Origin of the sequence: Paenibacillus anseongensis (assembly GCF_009757995.1) — a bacterium.
Taxonomy (GTDB): domain Bacteria; phylum Bacillota; class Bacilli; order Paenibacillales; family NBRC-103111; genus Paenibacillus_E; species Paenibacillus_E chondroitinus.
In genome coordinates, this window is sequence record NZ_WSEM01000008.1 from 751,574 (window position 1) to 770,728 (window position 19,155).

At 47.7% G+C, this 19,155-nt stretch carries 15 protein-coding genes; 5 read left to right on the forward strand and 10 right to left on the reverse strand.

What is annotated here, in order from left to right:
- Nucleotides 1–336: 336 nt before the first annotated feature.
- From GON05_RS10965 to GON05_RS10985, 5 genes are all read right to left on the reverse strand, one after another.
- A complete protein-coding gene (locus GON05_RS10965) occupies nt 337–2,109 on the reverse strand; it encodes a methyl-accepting chemotaxis protein (RefSeq protein ID WP_157319163.1) in 1,773 nt (590 codons plus the stop codon).
- A 417-nt stretch (nt 2,110–2,526) separates the two neighbouring features.
- The gene (gene lplT, locus GON05_RS10970; protein WP_157319164.1) at nt 2,527–3,696 is read right to left on the reverse strand and encodes a lysophospholipid transporter LplT; all 1,170 of its coding nucleotides are present in this window, start codon (nt 3,694–3,696) and stop codon (nt 2,527–2,529) included.
- A 14-nt stretch (nt 3,697–3,710) separates the two neighbouring features.
- The gene (locus GON05_RS10975; RefSeq protein ID WP_157319165.1) at nt 3,711–5,870 is read right to left on the reverse strand and encodes an AMP-binding protein; all 2,160 of its coding nucleotides are present in this window, start codon (nt 5,868–5,870) and stop codon (nt 3,711–3,713) included.
- Nucleotides 5,871–6,146: 276 nt separating this feature from the next.
- Entirely contained in the window at nt 6,147–6,524 is a 378-nt protein-coding gene (locus GON05_RS10980) for a VOC family protein (protein ID WP_157319166.1), read from the reverse strand.
- 92 nt (nt 6,525–6,616) lie between these two features.
- Nucleotides 6,617–7,348: a glycerophosphodiester phosphodiesterase gene (locus tag GON05_RS10985; RefSeq protein ID WP_157319167.1), complete on the reverse strand. Its 732-nt coding sequence runs from the start codon at nt 7,346–7,348 to the stop codon at nt 6,617–6,619.
- Nucleotides 7,349–7,639: 291 nt separating this feature from the next.
- On the opposite strand from GON05_RS10985, the gene GON05_RS10990 reads away from it, so the two are divergent.
- The 4 genes from GON05_RS10990 to serC all read left to right on the forward strand — a co-directional run bounded on the left by GON05_RS10990 (nt 7,640) and on the right by serC (nt 12,187).
- Nucleotides 7,640–8,521: a carbohydrate ABC transporter permease gene (locus GON05_RS10990; RefSeq protein WP_397369577.1), complete on the forward strand. Its 882-nt coding sequence runs from the start codon at nt 7,640–7,642 to the stop codon at nt 8,519–8,521.
- A complete protein-coding gene (locus GON05_RS10995) occupies nt 8,518–9,339 on the forward strand; it encodes a carbohydrate ABC transporter permease (RefSeq protein WP_157319169.1) in 822 nt (273 codons plus the stop codon). Before GON05_RS10990 ends, GON05_RS10995 begins: the two co-directional genes overlap by 4 nt.
- An 86-nt stretch (nt 9,340–9,425) precedes the next feature.
- Complete coding sequence (locus tag GON05_RS11000) at nt 9,426–10,811, forward strand: ABC transporter substrate-binding protein (RefSeq protein WP_157319170.1); 1,386 nt, start codon at nt 9,426–9,428, stop codon at nt 10,809–10,811.
- A 281-nt stretch (nt 10,812–11,092) separates the two neighbouring features.
- Nucleotides 11,093–12,187, forward strand: a complete 1,095-nt coding sequence (serC, locus tag GON05_RS11005; protein ID WP_157319171.1) for a 3-phosphoserine/phosphohydroxythreonine transaminase — start codon at nt 11,093–11,095, stop codon at nt 12,185–12,187.
- A gap of 85 nt (nt 12,188–12,272) precedes the next feature.
- Here serC and lpdA read toward each other — a convergent pair whose 3' ends face one another.
- Genes lpdA through pdhA form a run of 4 tightly spaced genes read right to left on the reverse strand, consistent with a single transcriptional unit; the run spans nt 12,273 to nt 17,144 of the window.
- Nucleotides 12,273–13,688 carry a dihydrolipoyl dehydrogenase gene (gene lpdA, locus GON05_RS11010; RefSeq protein ID WP_127455367.1) on the reverse strand — a complete coding sequence of 472 codons (1,416 nt, stop codon included), beginning with the start codon at nt 13,686–13,688 and terminating at the stop codon, nt 12,273–12,275.
- A gap of 4 nt (nt 13,689–13,692) precedes the next feature.
- Entirely contained in the window at nt 13,693–15,012 is a 1,320-nt protein-coding gene (locus GON05_RS11015) for a dihydrolipoamide acetyltransferase family protein (protein WP_181646261.1), read from the reverse strand.
- A gap of 32 nt (nt 15,013–15,044) precedes the next feature.
- Nucleotides 15,045–16,025, reverse strand: a complete 981-nt coding sequence (locus GON05_RS11020) for an alpha-ketoacid dehydrogenase subunit beta (protein WP_157319172.1) — start codon at nt 16,023–16,025, stop codon at nt 15,045–15,047.
- A 36-nt stretch (nt 16,026–16,061) separates the two neighbouring features.
- Entirely contained in the window at nt 16,062–17,144 is a 1,083-nt protein-coding gene (pdhA, locus tag GON05_RS11025) for a pyruvate dehydrogenase (acetyl-transferring) E1 component subunit alpha (RefSeq protein ID WP_127455364.1), read from the reverse strand.
- A 263-nt stretch (nt 17,145–17,407) separates the two neighbouring features.
- Between pdhA and GON05_RS11030 the strand changes: the two genes are divergently transcribed.
- Nucleotides 17,408–18,139: an alpha/beta hydrolase gene (locus GON05_RS11030; protein ID WP_157319173.1), complete on the forward strand. Its 732-nt coding sequence runs from the start codon at nt 17,408–17,410 to the stop codon at nt 18,137–18,139.
- Between the two features lie 81 nt (nt 18,140–18,220).
- Here the strand turns inward: GON05_RS11030 and GON05_RS11035 are convergent, their stop codons facing one another.
- Nucleotides 18,221–19,045 carry a lipoate--protein ligase family protein gene (locus GON05_RS11035; RefSeq protein ID WP_157319174.1) on the reverse strand — a complete coding sequence of 275 codons (825 nt, stop codon included), beginning with the start codon at nt 19,043–19,045 and terminating at the stop codon, nt 18,221–18,223.
- Nucleotides 19,046–19,155 lie beyond the last annotated feature (110 nt).

Here is a 19,155-nt window from a genome sequence, read left to right on the forward strand (position 1 = left end):
ATCTTCTTTTCCTCCGCTCCGCCTCCGGAGACGGCCCTTTCAGCTCTCTCGACCGCAGTGGGAGCACCGACGACTGCCTTGCACTGCTGAGGAGGCCTTTTCAGACGGCTCGATCGCCTTTTCCTCCGCTCCGCCTCCGGAGACGGCCCTTTCAGCTCTCTCGACCGCAGTGGGCGCACCGACGACTGCCTTGCACTGCTGAGGCGGCCTTTTCAGACGGCTCGATCTCCTTTTCCTCCGCTACGCCTCCGGAGACAGCTTTTTTGGCTTTCTCGGGCGCAGTAATCCACGCCCCAAGTAACATAAAAACCGCGAGCCTAAGCCCGCGGTCCAAAACTACACCGTAAATTTCTGTAGCGAAATTTGCAGCTCCTCAGCTAGTCCTGCCAGCGACTTAGCGGAATTCTCGATCTCCTCGGTCGTGGACATCTGCTGCTGGCTGGCAGCGGATGTCTCCTGGCTGACGGAGATGCCCGTTTCCGAAACGCTGCTGACAATGCCCATCACCTGCTCGATGCGGACATTCGCATCCACCAGCTGGTGAATGTTCTGATTCACACTCTCCACCTTCGCGTTGACTTCGTCAACGGAAGTTTCGATGTGAATGAACGACTCTTGCGCCTCACCGGAAATCGTTAAGCCGGCCTGCACTTTGCCCGCTCCATCTTGCATGGAGCTTACGGCGTGGTTGATCTGTCTCTGAATCGTCGAGACCAGATGCGTAATGTTGCGCGCTGATGCAGCAGATTGCTCCGCAAGCTTGCGCACTTCGCCAGCAACAACCGCGAACCCGCGGCCCGCTTCACCCGCACGCGCAGCTTCAATCGCCGCGTTCAGTGAGAGCAAATTGGTTTGCGTGGAAATTTCATTGATGACATTGACAATCTCGCCAATTTTGTGAGCATTTTTCCCTAAGGCTTCAATGACGCCATTCACTTCTTGCACGGCTTCCGAAATCTCGCCCATCTGGCCTGCGATCGATACGACAGAACGTTTACCGTTTTGCGCGGCAGCCGTAGCCTGTCCAACAAGTCTGGCTACTTCTTGCGCTGATTCATCAATCAGCTTCGTACTCGTAAGCATCTGCTGCACAGCTTCATTCGCCTGATTCACACCCGCAAACTGCTTCTCAAAATCCTCCGAAAGCTGCTGACTCGAAGACGCGACCTGTTTGGCAGCTTGCGAACTTTGCTCCGAGCTTGCAAGTAGCTCTTCAGAGCTTGCCGAAAGGGTTAGTGCATTATCAGCGATTTGGGACACCAAGCTGCGTAAACTTCCTGTCATTTCATTAAAGGAACCGGTCAGTTTACCGACTTCATCATCGTAAGGATAATCTCCTTTGACAGACAGATCTCCGCCAGCGGCTTTCTCCATATGCTCCTGCAATCTACGAATCGGAGTCGTAATAATCATATTTAATGCCATTGCGTTCACCGTCATAATAACAATAGCAATAACAATCGTAAGAATGATGAACCAGTGGGAGGTTTTAGAGTCGTTGCTGCTCGTTTTTTGGAAATTTTCAGCCGCGGTCTCTTTAAGCTGCACCAATTTATCGAGTGCCACAATCGTTTTATCACCATGCGGAGACACTTCATTATTATAAACTTGGTAAGCCACTTGATTATTTTTGGTGGCATGATCGATCGTCATCGTAACGATTTCACGATACTTCTTATTCAATTCTTCAAAGTCCTTGAAAGCAGCCGCCTCTTCTTCCGTCAACCGGATACCTGACAGCTTCGTGACAAGCTCCTGGTTCATCGCGCTGTTTTCATCAAGTTTGGCCTTCAACTTACCTTTATATTTCACATCTACGGATAACATCATTTCGAGCAAATTTGATTCGGTTTCATTGAAGTTCGTTTTTAGCTGATTAATCCATTTCACAGATAACAGACTTTCCTCGTACATTCTAGTAGAATTACTAGACATCTTATCCATGAAGTAATAACCCGTAATACCTACAATAAGCAGGAACAAAATAGCAATAGCATTCATGAAGAGCAGCTTGTAACGCAGTTTAAGGTTGCGAAGGACGGACAGGTTGACTTTCACATTTCTTGCCTTCTTTTGTTGATTCACATTCAAACTCATGTTGAATTTCAAAGTCCTGTTCTCCTCCCGACATGCAGATAATCCTCTAACCAATGTCAGATTACCTTACACATAAATGATTAATTTACCTATGGTTTATTTTACAAACAAGTTAACATTATGTAAAGACAAAATTCGTCATAAAACGTATATTTATAGAACTTTTATCCTAGTAATTTACTACTATTTCAGCTGCGGATCGGGGATATTTCACATGCAGTCAATAGGCTTTATTGTGAATCCGTTTTCAGTCGATGGCAGAGGAGCTAACATCTGGAAGGAGATTGAAACCTATCTGGGCAGAACCAAATTCCCTATGTGGCTAAAATAACGCAAAAAAGCTGGCGAAGCCAAAGAGCTCGCCAACTTTCTTATCCAGGATTTTTCGGTTACCCTACGATTGGAACTGTCCTCGATCACCGTTAATTTCTAAACGGAAAGTTTCAACCGCTCACGCTGAACAATCAAATACACGACAAAACCGGCAAGGATACATGCAATCCCCGTAATCGACAGGTCCGGTGACAGCCCATCCTTCGAAATTTGCGTATAGAGACCGACTCCGGCAAGCATCATCGCATTTTCCAGGAAGTTTTGAACCGCTATCGTTTTCCCTGAGCCTATCATTCCTTGACCTCTATCTTGCAGCACGGCATTCATAGGTACAATAAACACCCCGCCGCTGAAGCCTACAAGTAGAAGCAGCCCTATTGTTAGATACAAATTGGTGATTAGCGGGAATAGCAAGATGCAGATGATCATGAGAATGCCAAATATAAATGAATTATAATAACGCCTTGCCGGGACCAGCTTCGGTGTCATCAGCGCCCCAATCATGATTCCTACGCCGGTTACAGCGACAAGCATAGAAATTTGATCGACGGACTGGATACCGAGATGAGCAGGCACCCAAGCGATGATCGCCAACCGGACGACCGAGGACGTCATCCAGAACGAGCCCGTGCCGACGAGGGAGAAACGGGTAGCCCGGTCTTTTAACAAGAAACTCATGTCGGAAACGAACGTTCTCGCTGCCTTGCCATACCGGATCGTTCTATCGCCTTGCATCTTCGGCATTTGCAGCGTCAGTTGCAAAGATAACAAATACAGGGCTAGGCAGGCGATCATCGAACCTGATAGCGACATTTTCGCCAAAATACCACCGCAAACAGATCCTAGCAAAATAGCCATGATTGTATAACCTTCCATGCGCGCATTAGCTCTAAGCAGTTCATGATCGGAATGGGTAAGCGCAGGCAAAATACCGTATTTGGCCGGTGAATACACCGCGGCGCCGATGCCGACGATCCCATAACTGACAGCCGGGTCCACATGAAGGAACATCGCGATAATACCGATGCTTTTGATGGCATTTCCAACGAGAAGTACGCGGGATTTGGAGTGCTTATCAGCTATCGCACCGACAAAAGGCGCCAAAACGACGAAGGCAACTAGAAAAGAAGCTTGAACAACACCGATGTAATAGTCAGGAAAAGCATTCATCTTAATAATCGCCAACGTAATGAAGAGAATCATATTATCGGCAAAAGCGGAAAGAAATTGGGTCAAATTGAGCGTCTGAAGCGGTTTCATTTTCATATCATTTCTCTCCCTTAGGATGCATGATGCTCCTCTAGCGCAATTCGCTTAATGGTTACGTAATCTACTTTCCCACTGCCCAAAAGCGGCAATTTCTCTACATATCGCAGCTCCGAAGGCATATAAATCCCCGGATGCCCCTTCTGTTTCATCCATTCTTTTAGAGACTGCAGCTGCATGTCCGGACTATTGTGGTATACCACAATCCGCTCTCCTTTTCGTGCATCCGGAACAGCAACGGCTGCGCACACGGCTTGATGCGATAAGCTTGGCAGCACGAGTTCTTCGACCATAGGCAGCGACACTTTTTCCCCGCCAATCTTGGCAAAAGACTGCAGCCTCCCCTGAATCGACAAGTAGCCTTCGTCATCGATTTGCACAATATCGCCGCAGTTGTACCATTCCGGGCAAGGGACAAAGCCCTGTCCATGAATCAAATATCCTTTCATCACATTAGGACCTTTGACAAGCAAATTGCCGCCAAGCTCGATGCCATCCACTTTCTCGATTCGAACCTGAATACCTGGCAGCACACGGCCTACGGTTCCTTTTTTAACATGCATAGGTGTATTAAGCGAAATGACAGGCGCTGTCTCCGTGGTGCCGTAACCTTCCATAATCCGAATGCCGAATTTATCGATCCAGGTTTGACGGACTTCCTCTTTCAGCTTCTCGGCGCCAGCCACGACATATTTCAACGCATAGGCAAAATCATAAGCATGTGCCGTTCTCGCGTAAGCCGATAGAAACGTTGACGTACCGAATAAAATGGTAATATTGCGATCGTACACTATCTCTGGAATAACTTTATAATGCAGTGGATTGGGGTACATGACCACTTTCATGCCTGAAAGTACCGGCAGCATCGTCCCGGCTGTTAAGCCGAAAGAATGAAACATGGGCATCGCCCCAAGAAGGATATCCGCTGCATTGAAAGCAATCACAGCTTTGGCCTGCTGAAGATTAGCAAAAATATTGCGGTGCGTCAGCACAACTCCCTTCGGTTTGCTTTCACTCCCGGATGTGAAGAGAACAACCTCATTCTCCCCATCCCCGACTGGACCTTGCACTTTCATCAAGAGATTACGAATTCCTACCCATTTATGTTGAAAAGTGATACTCTCTCTAACTTCTTCAAGATAGATAATCGAGTAAATTTCACTGGCACTGTTGATAAAATCGGATAACCCCGCCTTCTCGATAAAAGCCCGAGACGTAACAATCGTCTTCGCCGAAACGGTTTCACAAGCATCCAGCATGGCGTGTTTTCCTGCGGTATAATTCAGAATCGCCGGTGTAATGCCTAAGCGGAATAAGGAAAATAAAGTCACGACATGCGCCGCCGCATTCGGCAATAGGACAGCTGTTCGCTTCTGGTTACCAAGCAGCTCCTTCAAACGCTCCGCCATCGTATAGGTGCTTAATAGCAGTTTGCGGTAACTTATCGACGTATCTGATAGGATGTCTTCACAAATGATTTTGGAAAAGCCATGCTGCTTGGCTGCTATGAGCATTTCATTGAATAAATTAAGCTCCGGTTTCATCCGACTGTCCACCAAATGACTCTGCATTCGGCTGCCGATGAACTCTGTTGCCCGTTCCTTCTGAACTCTTCTCGTCAGCTTTTCATTCACAGGCACTTGAAAAGACTCTCCAATCGTGATGGTTACAGCCGGGAACCAAATCTGCTTCATTTTGCCACGAAGATACGATAATTTGGAATGCTCCAGTCCGTTAATCGCAATCGGCACCATGTGAGCCTGGGATCTTGACGCAATATAGCCAATGCCGCCGTACAACTTCATCATGCTGCCTGTGGTCGATATGCGCCCCTCCGGAAAAATGACAAGCGGCGTACCGCTCTGCACCGTTTTTAGCATTTTCCGTACGGAGTAAGGGTTGAGTGGATCTACTGGAATATGCATACGGAAATGGAGCGGCCAAGCAAAACGTTTGGCCATTCGTGTATTCACGACAAAGGCCACTTCTTCGGGCAGAATCAACGCTAGCAGAACAGCATCCAACAATGAGACATGGTTAGGTATGAGCACTGTTTTATCTGTCAAATCAAGCCGCTGCATCCCCTTCACTTTTACGCGAAAACTAGCTAGTAGAACAGGGCGCAAGATTGGAAGCAGAAGCTTTAACAGTACAATAAACAACCATTTGATCATGGTGACTCCTCCTAAGCGTTCGCATGGCAAATCTGAGAAAACCTTGGTACAACGTATTAAGCATCCATTGATTTATTGGGCTTCTCTTAATACCAGGTCATAATCCCATTGTATGCATTTGCTGCGATTCTGATAGTACTAACTTTACCTAGTACTACTCGCCAATCACCTGATGGATCGTACTGCAGCGACCTTTTGTTGCCCCCCCTCCCCCACATAAAGCTTATTAAAAAAGGACCACAGCATCCATATGCAGCGGTCCCTTTAGCGACTTATTTAATTCGAAACTTCACTCGTTAATGCTAGTGTATTCCCCTCGGTGTCCCGGAAGAACGCCATCCAAATATTCAAATGTTCCATTTTTGCAACGACATGTGGTTCGCTGATAAAGGTAACCCCTCGCTCGATGAATGCTTCATACACCTGCCTCATGTCTTCCACCTTATAATAGATGACCGATCCTGGATGACTGAATTCAGGTTTCTCAGGAAGGCTGAGCATCAAACGAATGCCATTGCAATCAAAAAAAGCCATTTGCCCAGTTTGAAACATAAATTTCATGCCCAAGGTGTCGCGATAAAAAGTAATAGCTCTTTCCATATCAACAACATTGACAGAAATTTGTGCTATTTGAGATAAGATGTTTGCGTTCATACGATTCCCCTTCCAAACCGAGATACCCATATTCTACCATACTCGTAAAAGGTGTGATAGAACATCCATCTGCACGTCCGTGCGCCTACCGCTTATTCGCCTTTTAATAAAGCATTAAGCTTCCTTGGAAAATCCGTAATAATGCCCGTAACACCAGCATCGATCATCTTCTGAAAATCCCTTTCAACGTTCACTGTCCATGGATACGTGGCTAATCCTGCTTCTGCCACCGATACCCCATCTTCTTTTTCAAAATGATGATGTTGAGGGTGCAGAGAGTGTACCTCAACCCCGATTAGCTGGGCATAAGCCGCATGGTCAATCAGGTTGGCGCCATACAGCAGTCCAACTTTCACTTCAGGCTCGGCCAACTTGATCCGCTTAATCACTTTGTGGTCGAAGGAGGAAATAACAACGTCTTCCATCCTGCCGCTTTCACGCAAAAAGGCGATCAGCGCCTTCTCCATTCGTCCTTCATACGCATGCTTCACTTCCACATTGATGAGGAAACCACGTGGCACAAGCTCAAAAACCTCTCGTAGTAACGGCACTCTTTCCCCAATGAAATCTTCGGAAAACCATGAACCGGCATCCAGCTCTTTGATTTCATCCCAGTTTTTTTCGCAAATTAGGCCAGAACCATTCGTCGTGCGATCCAGTGTACCGTCATGACAAACGACAATTTCGCCGTCTTTCGTCAGGTGGACATCCAATTCAATGCCTTCCGCCCCTTGCTCAAAAGCTAAAGCGAAAGATCTTAACGTATTCTCCGGTGCATCCCCGGCTGCTCCTCTATGGCCTATTACAAGTGGTTGTTTGTTCATTATACGTAACACTCTCCTAACCTCATTAACTGCTTACCCTCAAATTATAGTAGAGCAGCTCCGCTTTTGCCCAGTAAATCTTCGTAAATATTATGTAAACATAGGCATGAAATTAACAAATCATTTAAACCTATTTAACATTGGTCAAATAACAGGGCGTTAACCTAATAGAGATCGAACTAGCCTAATAATCTTTATGGAGGTCAATGCATGAGTACGCTGGACCAGGATTTAACCTTAACAAATGTTCCAAAAAAAATAACAACACGTGCTGAACTCCCCCGTCGTTCTATGTTCTTCTCGAAGTGGGCAGAGACGCTGCTTGGTTATATTTTCTTATTTCCTTCATTGCTGCTTTTCGGTGTGTTTCTGTTCTACCCTTTGATTCAAACCTTTTATCTCAGCATGCATGAGACCGATCCCAGAGGCAGGGTGGCTTCCTTCGTCGGCTTCGACAACTTTACGGCTATCTTCACGTCGGAGAAGTTCTACAAAAGCTTGGAGGTCACAGGTTTATTCACCATTCTGACGGTACCGACCAGCATCGCCCTTGCGCTTCTGCTCGCAGCTCTCACACACAATCAGCTAAAAGGGATGCGATTTTTCCAATTTATTTTCTCGCTGCCTGTCGTTCTGTCTGTGGGAACATCCTCTGTCATCTGGATGATGCTATTTCATCCTAGCGTCGGCATGCTTAACTACCTGCTGCAGCTTGTAGGTTTAGAGCCTGTGGCTTGGCTAACGGATCCTCGGTGGGCACTGCTTTCCGTCTCCTTGATGACCGTATGGATGAATCTTGGCTTTAATTACATTGTCCTGTTTAGCGGACTTCAGGGCATTCCCGATGAAATCTACGATAGCGCAAAAATCGACGGATCCGGGCCTATTCGAACGTTTGTGCAAATCATTTTACCCCTGCTTTCACCGACAGTGTTCTTCGTCACGATTGTATCAATTATCGGCGCTTTCCAATCTTTCGGACAGATTCACATTCTGACCAAAGGCGGTCCGATCAACTCGACGGATGTACTCGTTTATAACTTGTATCAAGATGCTTTCATTAACTTCCGGTTCGGAACTGGAAGCGCGCAGGCCCTTGTTCTGTTCACAATCATCCTGATTTTCACCTTTGTGCAATTCAAAGTGTTCGAAAGGAATGTGCATTATCAATGAACCGTCCCTTACAAAAAACAGCCGTTTATGTTCTGTTGGCGATTGCAGCCGCACTTGTGCTGTATCCAATCTTTTACACATTTTCCGCTACATTCATGACGCCAGATGAAGCTTCTGCTTATCCGCCGCGTTTCTTGCCAAGCGGTTTCTATGTGGGCAGTATTCTAGCGGTCTTTCAACTTGTTCCGATCGCCAAATTTATTACAAACAGCTTTATCGTTTCACTAATCATCATGATTGGGCAGCTGATGACCTCCTCAATGGCAGCTTATGCCTTTGCCAATATCCGGTTTAAAGGAAAAGCTTTCATCTTCTCCTTGTTCATGGCGACGATGATGATTCCTTGGGAAGTCACGATCATACCGAATTATTTGACGGTCAAAAAATGGGATTGGCTCGATAGCCTGCAGGGCCTAACGGTTCCTTTCCTGGCAACAGCTTTCGGCACCTTCCTGCTGCGCCAATTTTTCCTGCAGCTGCCCAAAGAATTGTTCGAAGCGGCGCGTATCGACGGATGTGGTCACATTCGCATCTTTTTCCGAATCGTGCTGCCTTTGGGAAGACCTGCGCTTGCTACATTAGCTGTCTACGCCTTCCTGAATGCGTGGAACATGTACCTATGGCCGCTGCTCATTACGAACAGTGAAGCAATGCGAACTGCACAAATCGGCATCGCTATGCTGCAATTTGAAGAATTAACTGTGTGGAACCTCGTTTTGGCAGGTGTCACCATCGTCCTCTTGCCATCGCTTATTTTGCTCATCCTTGGTTTAAAGCAGCTCGTACGCGGACTAACCGCGGGGGCTGTGAAAGGTTAATCTTGTTGGCCAATCTACTCGGCTAGTACGCTGAGTCAGGTTTCCATAAATAAAAATATAGTTAAAAAAGGGAGAGAAACAAATCAATGAAATCCGTAAACATAAGAACTTCCGTTCTCGCAATGACAGCACTCACGATGGTGCTGACTAGCGCATGCGGCAAAGCCGAAGTAACGCCAGCTAGCAGTTCAGCACCTGCAAGTTCAACTGCCGCTTCAGCAGCTCCAACCAAAGCCGCAGAGCCGGTCAAAGTCATCTGGTGGCACTCCATGAGCGGTGAACTTGGCAAAGCTGTTGACAAACTGGTTGCAGACTTCAATGCTTCCCAGAAAAATGTGCAAGTTGAAGCTGTTTTCCAAGGGACTTACGATGAAAGCTTGAACAAAATGAAAGCTTCCATGGATACAAAAAGCGGCCCATCCCTCATTCAAGTTTACGAGATCGGTTCGCGTTTCATGATCGATTCCAAGGCGATTACACCGGTTCAAAAATTCGTTGATGCCGATAAATTCGACCTTTCCCAACTTGAAGAAAACATTTTGAATTACTACAAAGTTGACGATAAATTGAATTCTATGCCTTTTAACACATCCAACCCAATCCTTTACTACAACAAAGATATGTTCAAAGCCGCTGGTCTAGATCCGGAGAAGCCGCCAACAACGTATGAAGAAATAACAAAAGCCGCGCAAGCGCTGAGCAAAGACGGTAAAGCCGGCGGATCCTTCGCGATTTACGGTTGGTTCATGGAGCAGTTTTTCGCTGGACAAGGCGCTGAATTCTTGAACAACGGAAACGGTCGTACAGCCGCAGCTACGGAAACTCTTCTTAACAATGAAGCAGGCGTTAAAACGTTGACTTGGTGGAAGGACATGGTCGATAACAAATCCCTTATGAACCTTGGCCGTAAAACCGATGATACGAAAAAAGCTTTCCTAGCTGGACAAATTGCAATGACACTTGATTCTACAGCTTCTTTACGTGGTATTGTTACTGGTGCAGAAGGCAAATTCCAAGTTGGAACAAGCGTTATGCCTAAACCAGCTGATGCCAAAGACGGCGGTGTTGTTGTTGGGGGCGCAAGTCTCTATATCTTGAACAACAAGTCCGAGGCTGAGCAAAAAGGCGCATGGGAATTCATCAAATTCTTGACGAATCCGCAAACGCAAGCATGGTGGAACGTGAACACAGGATACTTCCCAATTACGAAAAAAGCTTATGATGAGCAAATTCTAAAAGATAATTTAGCGAAATTCCCGCAATTCCAAACCGCAATCGACCAACTGCACAACACAAAAGCGAACAAAGCAACGCAAGGCGCGGTCATGGGTGTATTCCCTGAAGCACGTCAACTCGTTGAAACAGCTATCGAAGAAGCACTTACAGGTAAAAAATCACCAAAAGATGCCTTGGATGCAGCTTCAAAAACCATCGCAGAGAAACTAGCCGCTTATAACAAAACAGTAAAATAAAGCATTGACCTTTTCAAACAAGAAGCATATACTTTTATTCAACTTCTATATTCGATCGTGCCTATGATGAGAATCCAACTCGGAGGCGTTATCGCCAAGCATGCTTGTTGGATGTAAAGTCATGCTAAGTTAACCGGCACCGCCCGTTACCGCGGAACCAAGTGGAGAAACATGCACGTCATGTTTCTTAAATTGGGTGGCACCGCGAGCAAACGCTCCTCGTCCCAATCGGATGAGGAGCGTTTTTTGTTGTCCAAAATACGGTTACGGGAGGCAATCACATGAACCAAACAAAACGCAGGTACAATTTCAATCCAGGTCCGGCCGCACTGCCTTTAGGCGTTCTGAAAGAAGCTCAGGAGCAATTTGTCGACTATGAGGGGAAAGGAATTTCTCTACTGGAAATGTCGCATAGAAGCCGGACAGTCGAGGAGTTGAATCACGAAACGCAGCTCCTCCTGCTTTCCCTGCTGGATTTGCCCAAAGGATATGAAGTGCTCTTCATGGGCGGTGGGGCTAGCACGCAATTCGCTCTTCTTCCGATGAATTTCTTAAGCCGCCAGCTAACAGCTAGCTACGCCTTAACAGGCAGCTTTGCAGAAAAAGCCTATAAGGAAGCGACGTATCTTGGCCGTACCCATGTCGTAGCAAGCTCCAAAGAACAAGGTTATCGCAGCATTCCTGCCTGGGAAGCACAGGATCTCAGCCCAGATGCTGCCTATGTGCATATCACGATGAACAATACCATTGAAGGATCGCGTTATGCAAAGATACCCGAAGTCGGCAGCATCCCTCTCGTTGGCGATATGACCAGCGAAATCCTGAGCCGCAAGTTGGATCTCACGAAGTTCTCCATGATCTATGCCGGCGCACAAAAAAACCTTGGACCTGCGGGTGTCACCGTGGTCTTGATCCGCGAAAGCTGGCTGGAGCAAGCTTCAGGCGAGATTCCGGAAATCATGCGCTACAGCACATTTGCCAAGAACAAATCCCTGTTCAACACGCCACCTGTCCACGCTATTTATATGACGAATTTGGTGCTCAAATGGACGCAAAAGCAAGGCGGCGTGGAACAATTAGAACGCAATAATCTTGCAAAAGCCGACCTCCTTTATGAGGTCATCGATGCAAGCGGCGGCTTTTATCAAGGCATCATTGACGCGAAAGACCGTTCCCCCATCAATATCACTTGGCGTATGGCTAATAGTGAGCTTGAACGCCGTTTCATCGCGGAATCCGAGAACCTTGGCTTTGAGGGCTTGGCTGGACACCGCAGCGTTGGCGGTCTGCGCGCCTCCGCCTACAACGCTGTCCCTCTCGAAGCCTGCCAAGCTTTAGCAGAGTTCATGCTTGATTTTGCCCGTAGAAACGGGTAAACAAATAAAAGAGTCCCGTAGAGCGGCTTGCGCCATGCTCTCGGGACTTTTTATCTAAAGGTATTGGAAACCGCTCTGATGATGCTTATTTACCAAGTTGGTGAATCGGGTGTCCAAGCGCACCTTCAGCTGCATCCATGATCATTTCTGTCAATGTTGGATGTGCGTGGATCGTGAGCGCGATATCTTCCAGGTTAGCTCCCATCTCAACAGCAAGAGCAAGCTCTCCAATCAAGTTCGATGCTTCTGGACCAACAATTTGACCACCAAGCAGTTGGCCTGTTTCTTTGTCGCCGACAAGTTTCACGAAACCTTGACCTGCATTCAAAGAGTTAGCGCGGCCGTTAGCTGCGTAAGGGAATTTCCCGATCGTTACGTTGATGCCCTGAGCTTTTGCTTCCGTTTCGCTCAAGCCTACACCGGCAATTTCCGGATCGGAGAACACAACAGCCGGCATCGCTTTGTAGTCTACGATGCTGGAATGCCCTGCAATCGCTTCTGCCGCCACTTTTGCTTCATAAGAAGCTTTGTGAGCCAGGGAAAGACCAGGCACAACATCACCAATCGCAAAGATATGCGGAATGCTGGTTCTACCTTGGTTATCAACTTCAATCAAACCACGGTCCGTCATTTTCAAGTTGATCAGATCAAGACCAAGCTCGCCGTCTGTGTTCGGACGACGACCGACAGTTACAAGCACGTAATCAGCAGTAACTTGTTTCTCTTCGCCTTTCACTGTGAACGTTACGGTTACGTCGTTCTCTGTTTTCGTGCAGGATTGCGCCAGCGCTTCTGTATGAACTTCAACGCCAACTTTCTCCAGGTTGCGTGCTACAAGCTTCGTTAGATCTTTCTCGAAGCCTGGCAGTACGTGATCTGAACCTTCCAGCACCGTTACTTTCGTACCGAACTTCGCATACGTTTGGCCAAGCTCGATTCCGATGTAGCCGCCGCCGATCACGATCATGCTTTTCGGAACTTCAGGCAAGTTCAAAGCTTCTGTGGAAGAAATGATTCTTCCGCCAAAAGGGAATGCTTTCAGCTCAATCGGACGGGAACCCGTCGCGATAATACAGTGCTTGAAGCGGTAACGCGGAGCTTCTGCATCATTGAACACACGTGCTTCGTGCTCATTGATGAACATCACTTCGCCTTGGAACGTTTGGATTTTGTTGCCTTTGAGCAGCGCGCCAACGCCGCCCGTTTGTTTAGCAACAATGCTGTTTTTCCAAGCTTGTACCTTTGCAAAGTCCACTTTCACGTTCTCTACAGAGATACCCATGCTGTCAGCGTGCTGCGCATGCTCATATGTGTGAGCAGCGGAGATCAACGCTTTGGAAGGGATACAGCCGCGGTTCAAGCAGACGCCGCCCCATTCCGATTTATCTACAATAAGGACGCTTTGACCAAGTTGAGCCGCGCGAATGGCAGCTACGTAACCACCTGGTCCTGCACCGATAACTAGCAAGTCAATATCTAGAGAAGCATCTCCTACTACCATGTTGTTACACCTCCAAGACGAGAAGCTCTGGATCAGCCAGGAGCTGTTTGATGTAGTTCAAGAAGCTTTGTGCTGTCGCTCCGTCAACGATACGGTGATCGAAGCTCAAGGAAAGAGCCATCACCGATGCGGCAACGATTTGACCGTTTTTCACGACAGGTTTTTCAGTAATGCGGCCAGCACCTAGGATCGCAACTTCAGGGAAGTTGATAACCGGTGTGAAGAACATACCGCCTACGGAACCAATGTTTGTGATGGAGATTGTGCCGCCCTTCATCTCGTTCGGAGTCAACTTGCCATCGCGTCCGCGAGTAGCCAAGTCTTTGATGGAAGAGGCAATCGACCAAACATTTTTGCGGTCTGCATCATGGATAACAGGAACGAGCAAGCCGTTTTCTGTATCTGTTGCGATACCGATGTTGTAGTACTTTTTGTAGACGATTTCTTGCTTTTCTTCGTCGATCATCGCGTTCAACGCCGGGAATTGACGGCAAGCCGCTACCAGTGCTTTCACGATGAAAGGAAGGTAAGTCAATTTCACGCCTTTTTTCTCAGCAAGAGGCTTCGTACGCTCACGCAGAGCGACTAACGCGCTCACGTCGATTTCGTCCATCAGTGTCACGTGCGGTGCCGTGTACACGGATTTCACCATCGCGTTCGCGATCACTTTCCGGATTCCTTTGAACGGAACCCGCTCTTCTACGCGATCGCCCACAGCAACCTGCGTGCTAGCCGCAGGTGCTGCGCTGCCAGCTGCTTCCGCTGCAGCTGGTGCTGCTGCCGGAGCCGCGGCGTTGCCGGCTCCTGTAAAGCCGAGCACGTCCTCGCGTGTTACGCGGCCGTGCTTGCCTGTAGGCGTCACCTCTGCGAGTGTGATGCCTTTTTCTCTTGCAAGCTTGCGCACGCTAGGCGTCGCAAGCACTTCGCGGCCGCCAGCGCTTGGCGCTGCTGGCGCAGCAGCTACTGCCGGTGCTGCTGCAGGAGCCTCTGCTACGGCTACCGCTGTAGCAGCAGGTGCCGCTGCGGAAGCAGGCGCAGCGTTGTTGGAGATGCTGTGATGCATGGACTCAGCCGGCATCTCGCCTGTTACTTCGATTGTCATCACGAGCTCGCCAATCGTACAGATTTGGCCGTCTTTGACTGCGACGCTAACGACTTTACCTTCTACCGGACAAGGAACTTCAACAACAGCTTTGTCGTTTTGTACTTCCATAAGAATGGTTTCGTCAGTTACGGTGTCACCCGCTTTAACGAGCATCTTAACGATTTCGCCTTCATGTATGCCTTCTCCAAGCTCTGGGAACTTGTATTCAAACAATGCCACGTGTACTACCTCCTGTTACCTTCGACTATGAATTAAAATTCGAGTACTTGTTTAATACCGGCAATAACACTTGCTGGGCTAGGCAACCAAGCATCTTCGATTTGTGCGAACGGATAAACGGTATCCGGAGGCGCAATACGCAGAACTGGAGCTTCCAAGTGCAGGATTGCTTTTTCATTAATTTGAGCAATAACCTCTGCGGCTACTCCAGAAGTTTTTTGTGCTTCTTGTACGATAATCGCACGGTTCGTTTTCTTGATCGAAGCGACAATCGTCTCGATATCAAGCGGAAGCAGTGTACGAAGGTCGATGACTTCAACTTTCACACCTTGCGTTTTTTCGATCTCTTCAGCCGCTTTAACGGATGTATGAACCATTGCTCCGTAAGTAATGATCGTTACGTCAGAACCTTCACGAACTACGTTCGCTTTACCAAGTTCAATCGTGTACTCGCCTTCTGGTACTTCTGCGCGGAATGCGCGGTATAAGTTCAGATGCTCCATGAAGAAGACAGGGTCATTATCGCGAATCGCGGAAATGAGCAAGCCCTTCGCATCGTAAGGGTTGGAAGGAACAACAACTTTAATCCCCGGAGTTTGCACCAAAAGACCTTCCAGTGCATCCGTGTGAAGCTCAGCTGCTTTAACGCCGCCGCCGTAAGGCGTACGGAATACGATTGGCGAGTTGTAACGGCCGCCGGAACGGTAACGCATACGAGCTGCTTGCACGCAAATTTGGTCAAGCGCTTCGTAAATAAAACCTACGAATTGAATCTCAGCGATTGGACGGAAGCCTTGAACGCCAAGACCTACCGCAAGTCCGCCGATAGCAGACTCAGCAAGAGGCGTATCAAATACGCGGTCTTCGCCGAATTCTTTTTGTAAACCTTCTGTAGCACGGAATACGCCACCAACATGGCCAACGTCTTCGCCGAACAAAATTACATTTGGATCTCTTTCCAGTTCAACGCGCATTGCGTCTTTAATCGCTTGAATCATCGTCATTTGTGCCATGACTTCTCCGTGCCTCCTAAGAGTTTTTGCCAGATTTTATTTATACGCTTGTTTCTGTTCTTCGAGATGGGAAGGTGTAACTTCGAACATGGAGTCGATTAAGCCCGGAACTGTCATTTTCTCAGTTTCCTCAGCTTTTTTAATGTGCTCAGCAACAGTTGCCTTTGCTTCTTCTTTCACTTTAGCCTCTTCTTCTTCGCTCCATAGACCTTTTTTGGTCAGGAAAATACGCATGCGCGTAAGCGGATCTTTCGGCTCCCAATCGGATTCCTCGTCTTTGGTACGGTATTTCGTCGTATCATCTGCCAAGGAGTGCGGACGGTAACGGTATGTCAATGCTTCAATCAATGTAGCGCCTTCGCCTTTGCGGCCTCTTTCAGCAGCTTCAGACACAGCTTGAACAACAGCCAGAACGTCCATACCATCTACTTGCACGCCTTTGATACCTGCAGCAAGTGCTTTATGAGCAACTGAAAGTGCTCCTGTTTGTTTGGAGTAAGGCGTTGTGATCGCATAACCATTGTTTTGTACAAAATAAATGGCAGGCAGCTTGAATGCTCCTGCAAAGTTCAAACCTTCGTAGAAATCTCCTTCAGAGCTTCCTCCGTCCCCTGTGTACGTGATCGCTACACGAGGTTGGTTACGTTTTTTGAACGCCATCGCTACACCAGTTGCGTGCAGAATTTGTGCACCAATGATGATTTGCGGCATAAGAACGTGAACATCCTGCGGAATTTGACCGCCATGTTGGTGTCCGCGGGAGTACAGGAATGCTTGATAAAGCGGAAGTCCGTGCCATACGAGCTGCGGCATATCACGGTAACCCGGGCAAATAAAGTCATCTTTATTTAATGCAAATTCACTACCGATCATGGAAGCTTCTTGTCCGGATACCGGCGCATAGAAACCAAGACGTCCTTGACGACCGAGATTTACGGCTCTTTCGTCCCAAACACGTGTGAATACCATTCTTCTCATTAACTCTCTTAATTGGTCATCGCTAAGTTTAGGCATTTTGTCGGGATTTACAACTGTGCCGTCTGGAGCCAGTACTTGTAAAGGCTCAACCTTTTCTGTGGTCACTTCGTAATTTGCTTGGCTGACAAGTGGCTTACTCATACCATTTCACCTCTTATATGATTTTGATGCCTGCTAGCTACACTTCTGTTATAGTATTATTATAAACCTGTTTTTGTGAATTGTACACCGCTATCCTTATGATATATGACCTTTTTTCGTGGAAGCGAATAGTACAGTTTAGGAAAATATATAATACAGTTAACATGAAATTTACAACTGCTATAATACACCTTACCCAAACCATTTCCAACTTACGCTTCACATACCATTTTTCCCCACAAGGATATAAAGGAGAATACTCGATGTCTGATGACGCTCGCTATTACCAAAGAACGATTGTGAAAGATGAACTCACCTCGGTCCTGCTTCAAGAAACACGCCAACTTCGCGTTTATTTACCTCCCGGTTACAATGAATTGCTCTCCTATCCGGTTATCTATTGTCAAGATGGCGAGCAATTCTTCAATTTCGGACGCATTGCCACAACCATTACCCGCTGCATATTAGATGAGGACCTGGAGCCAGCTATTGTGGTAGGTGTGGATGTGAACGCGGCTAACCGCACATCCGAATACGCGCCGGAAGGTGAGCGTCATGACGCTTACTGCCGCTTTTTCGCCGAGGAGCTGCTCCCTTATATAGAAAGCCGCTATCCGGTACGAACGGAGCGCAGTGAACGCATTGTCGCAGGTGATTCTCTTGGAGGGACCGTTTCCTTGCATCTCGCCTTAGATTATCCTAGCCTTTTTTGCCGCGTTATATCCTTGTCTGGCGCATTTTTCGACATTACCCGGGAACGCCTTAAAGCGGTCGACGATTTATCTTGGCTTGAAATGTACATGTTGATCGGCTTGGATGAAACGGATGTCAAAACGGAGCGAGGAACCTTTGATTTCGTCAGAGAGAACCGTTTGGCCAAGGAAGATCTTGAAAGGAAAAATGCCGTGCTTCATTATATCGAGAAACCTGGCAAACATTTGTGGGGATTCTGGCAAGGGGAATTGAGCGCGGCGCTGCATTATTTTCTGGGGTAAAACTTCGCTACCCCGCTCTCCATCAGCTTCACATAAAAAAACGGTCTGACTTCGTCAATTGACGGAAGCGGGACCGTTTTTTTACTGCTTGATCGCATATCGAGCTTTCATCAGGTCCACCATGTCGCCGATTTGCCCGTCCGTCGGATACCCTGGGATTGTTTCAGGCGTCTTCACTTGCAGCCCTCTCGCTACCATCACTTCTACCAAGTTCGCAGTAAACTGCTCAGCTGTTAAAGGAATGTTCAAGCATTCCGCCAAACTCGCCATACTCCCCGGCGCCACGGCAGGGTACTCGCTTGGGTCTGCGGACTGCGCCGCGCGCTCGTAGAAGCCTCTAGCCAGCGCCGCTTTTGCTTCGCCTTCACCTTCGACGATAATAAAAGCTTGGACCGACAAAGCCAGCTGCTGCCTGCGTTGTGCGATCCCGCAGAACTTACGGCCGCCTACACTGAGGTCGAACTCTCCCGGGCAAAAGGACCCCATCACCTCACCTTGATCAATATGATCGGTAAGTTTGCTCATCACCTCACGGATCAGGCCCACCATAGCTTCAAAATCTTTGCGATGCTCCATATCCCCGGCTTCTTTCGGCAGCAGCAAAGAGACATTCACAACGCTTAGATCCAGCGGAACCGCTGCTCCTCCTGAATTTCTAACAGCCGTATCATACCCTTGGTCAAGCAACCATTGGTTAGCAAGTGCCGCTTCCGGGAGCCGGCTATCCCTCAGCCCCATAACAAAAGCTCGCGGGTGCCGCCAGATGTGGAGGATCGGAGGCGCCATTTTCCCAATTGACCGGCAAAGAAGTTCTTCCAGCGCAAAAGCATATAAAATTGATCTTGCGACCGTTTCCTGTGTTCGGTCAAGGATGACCATAGAAGAAGAAAGGGGTATATTCGTCATTTACATAATCTCCTGAGCCTGCTATTTATGTTCATCCTCCGAATTGTAAGCGAATCTAGCGTTAGCCGCAATGTAAAAATCGCTGCTTTTCGTCAAAAAACATCAAAATT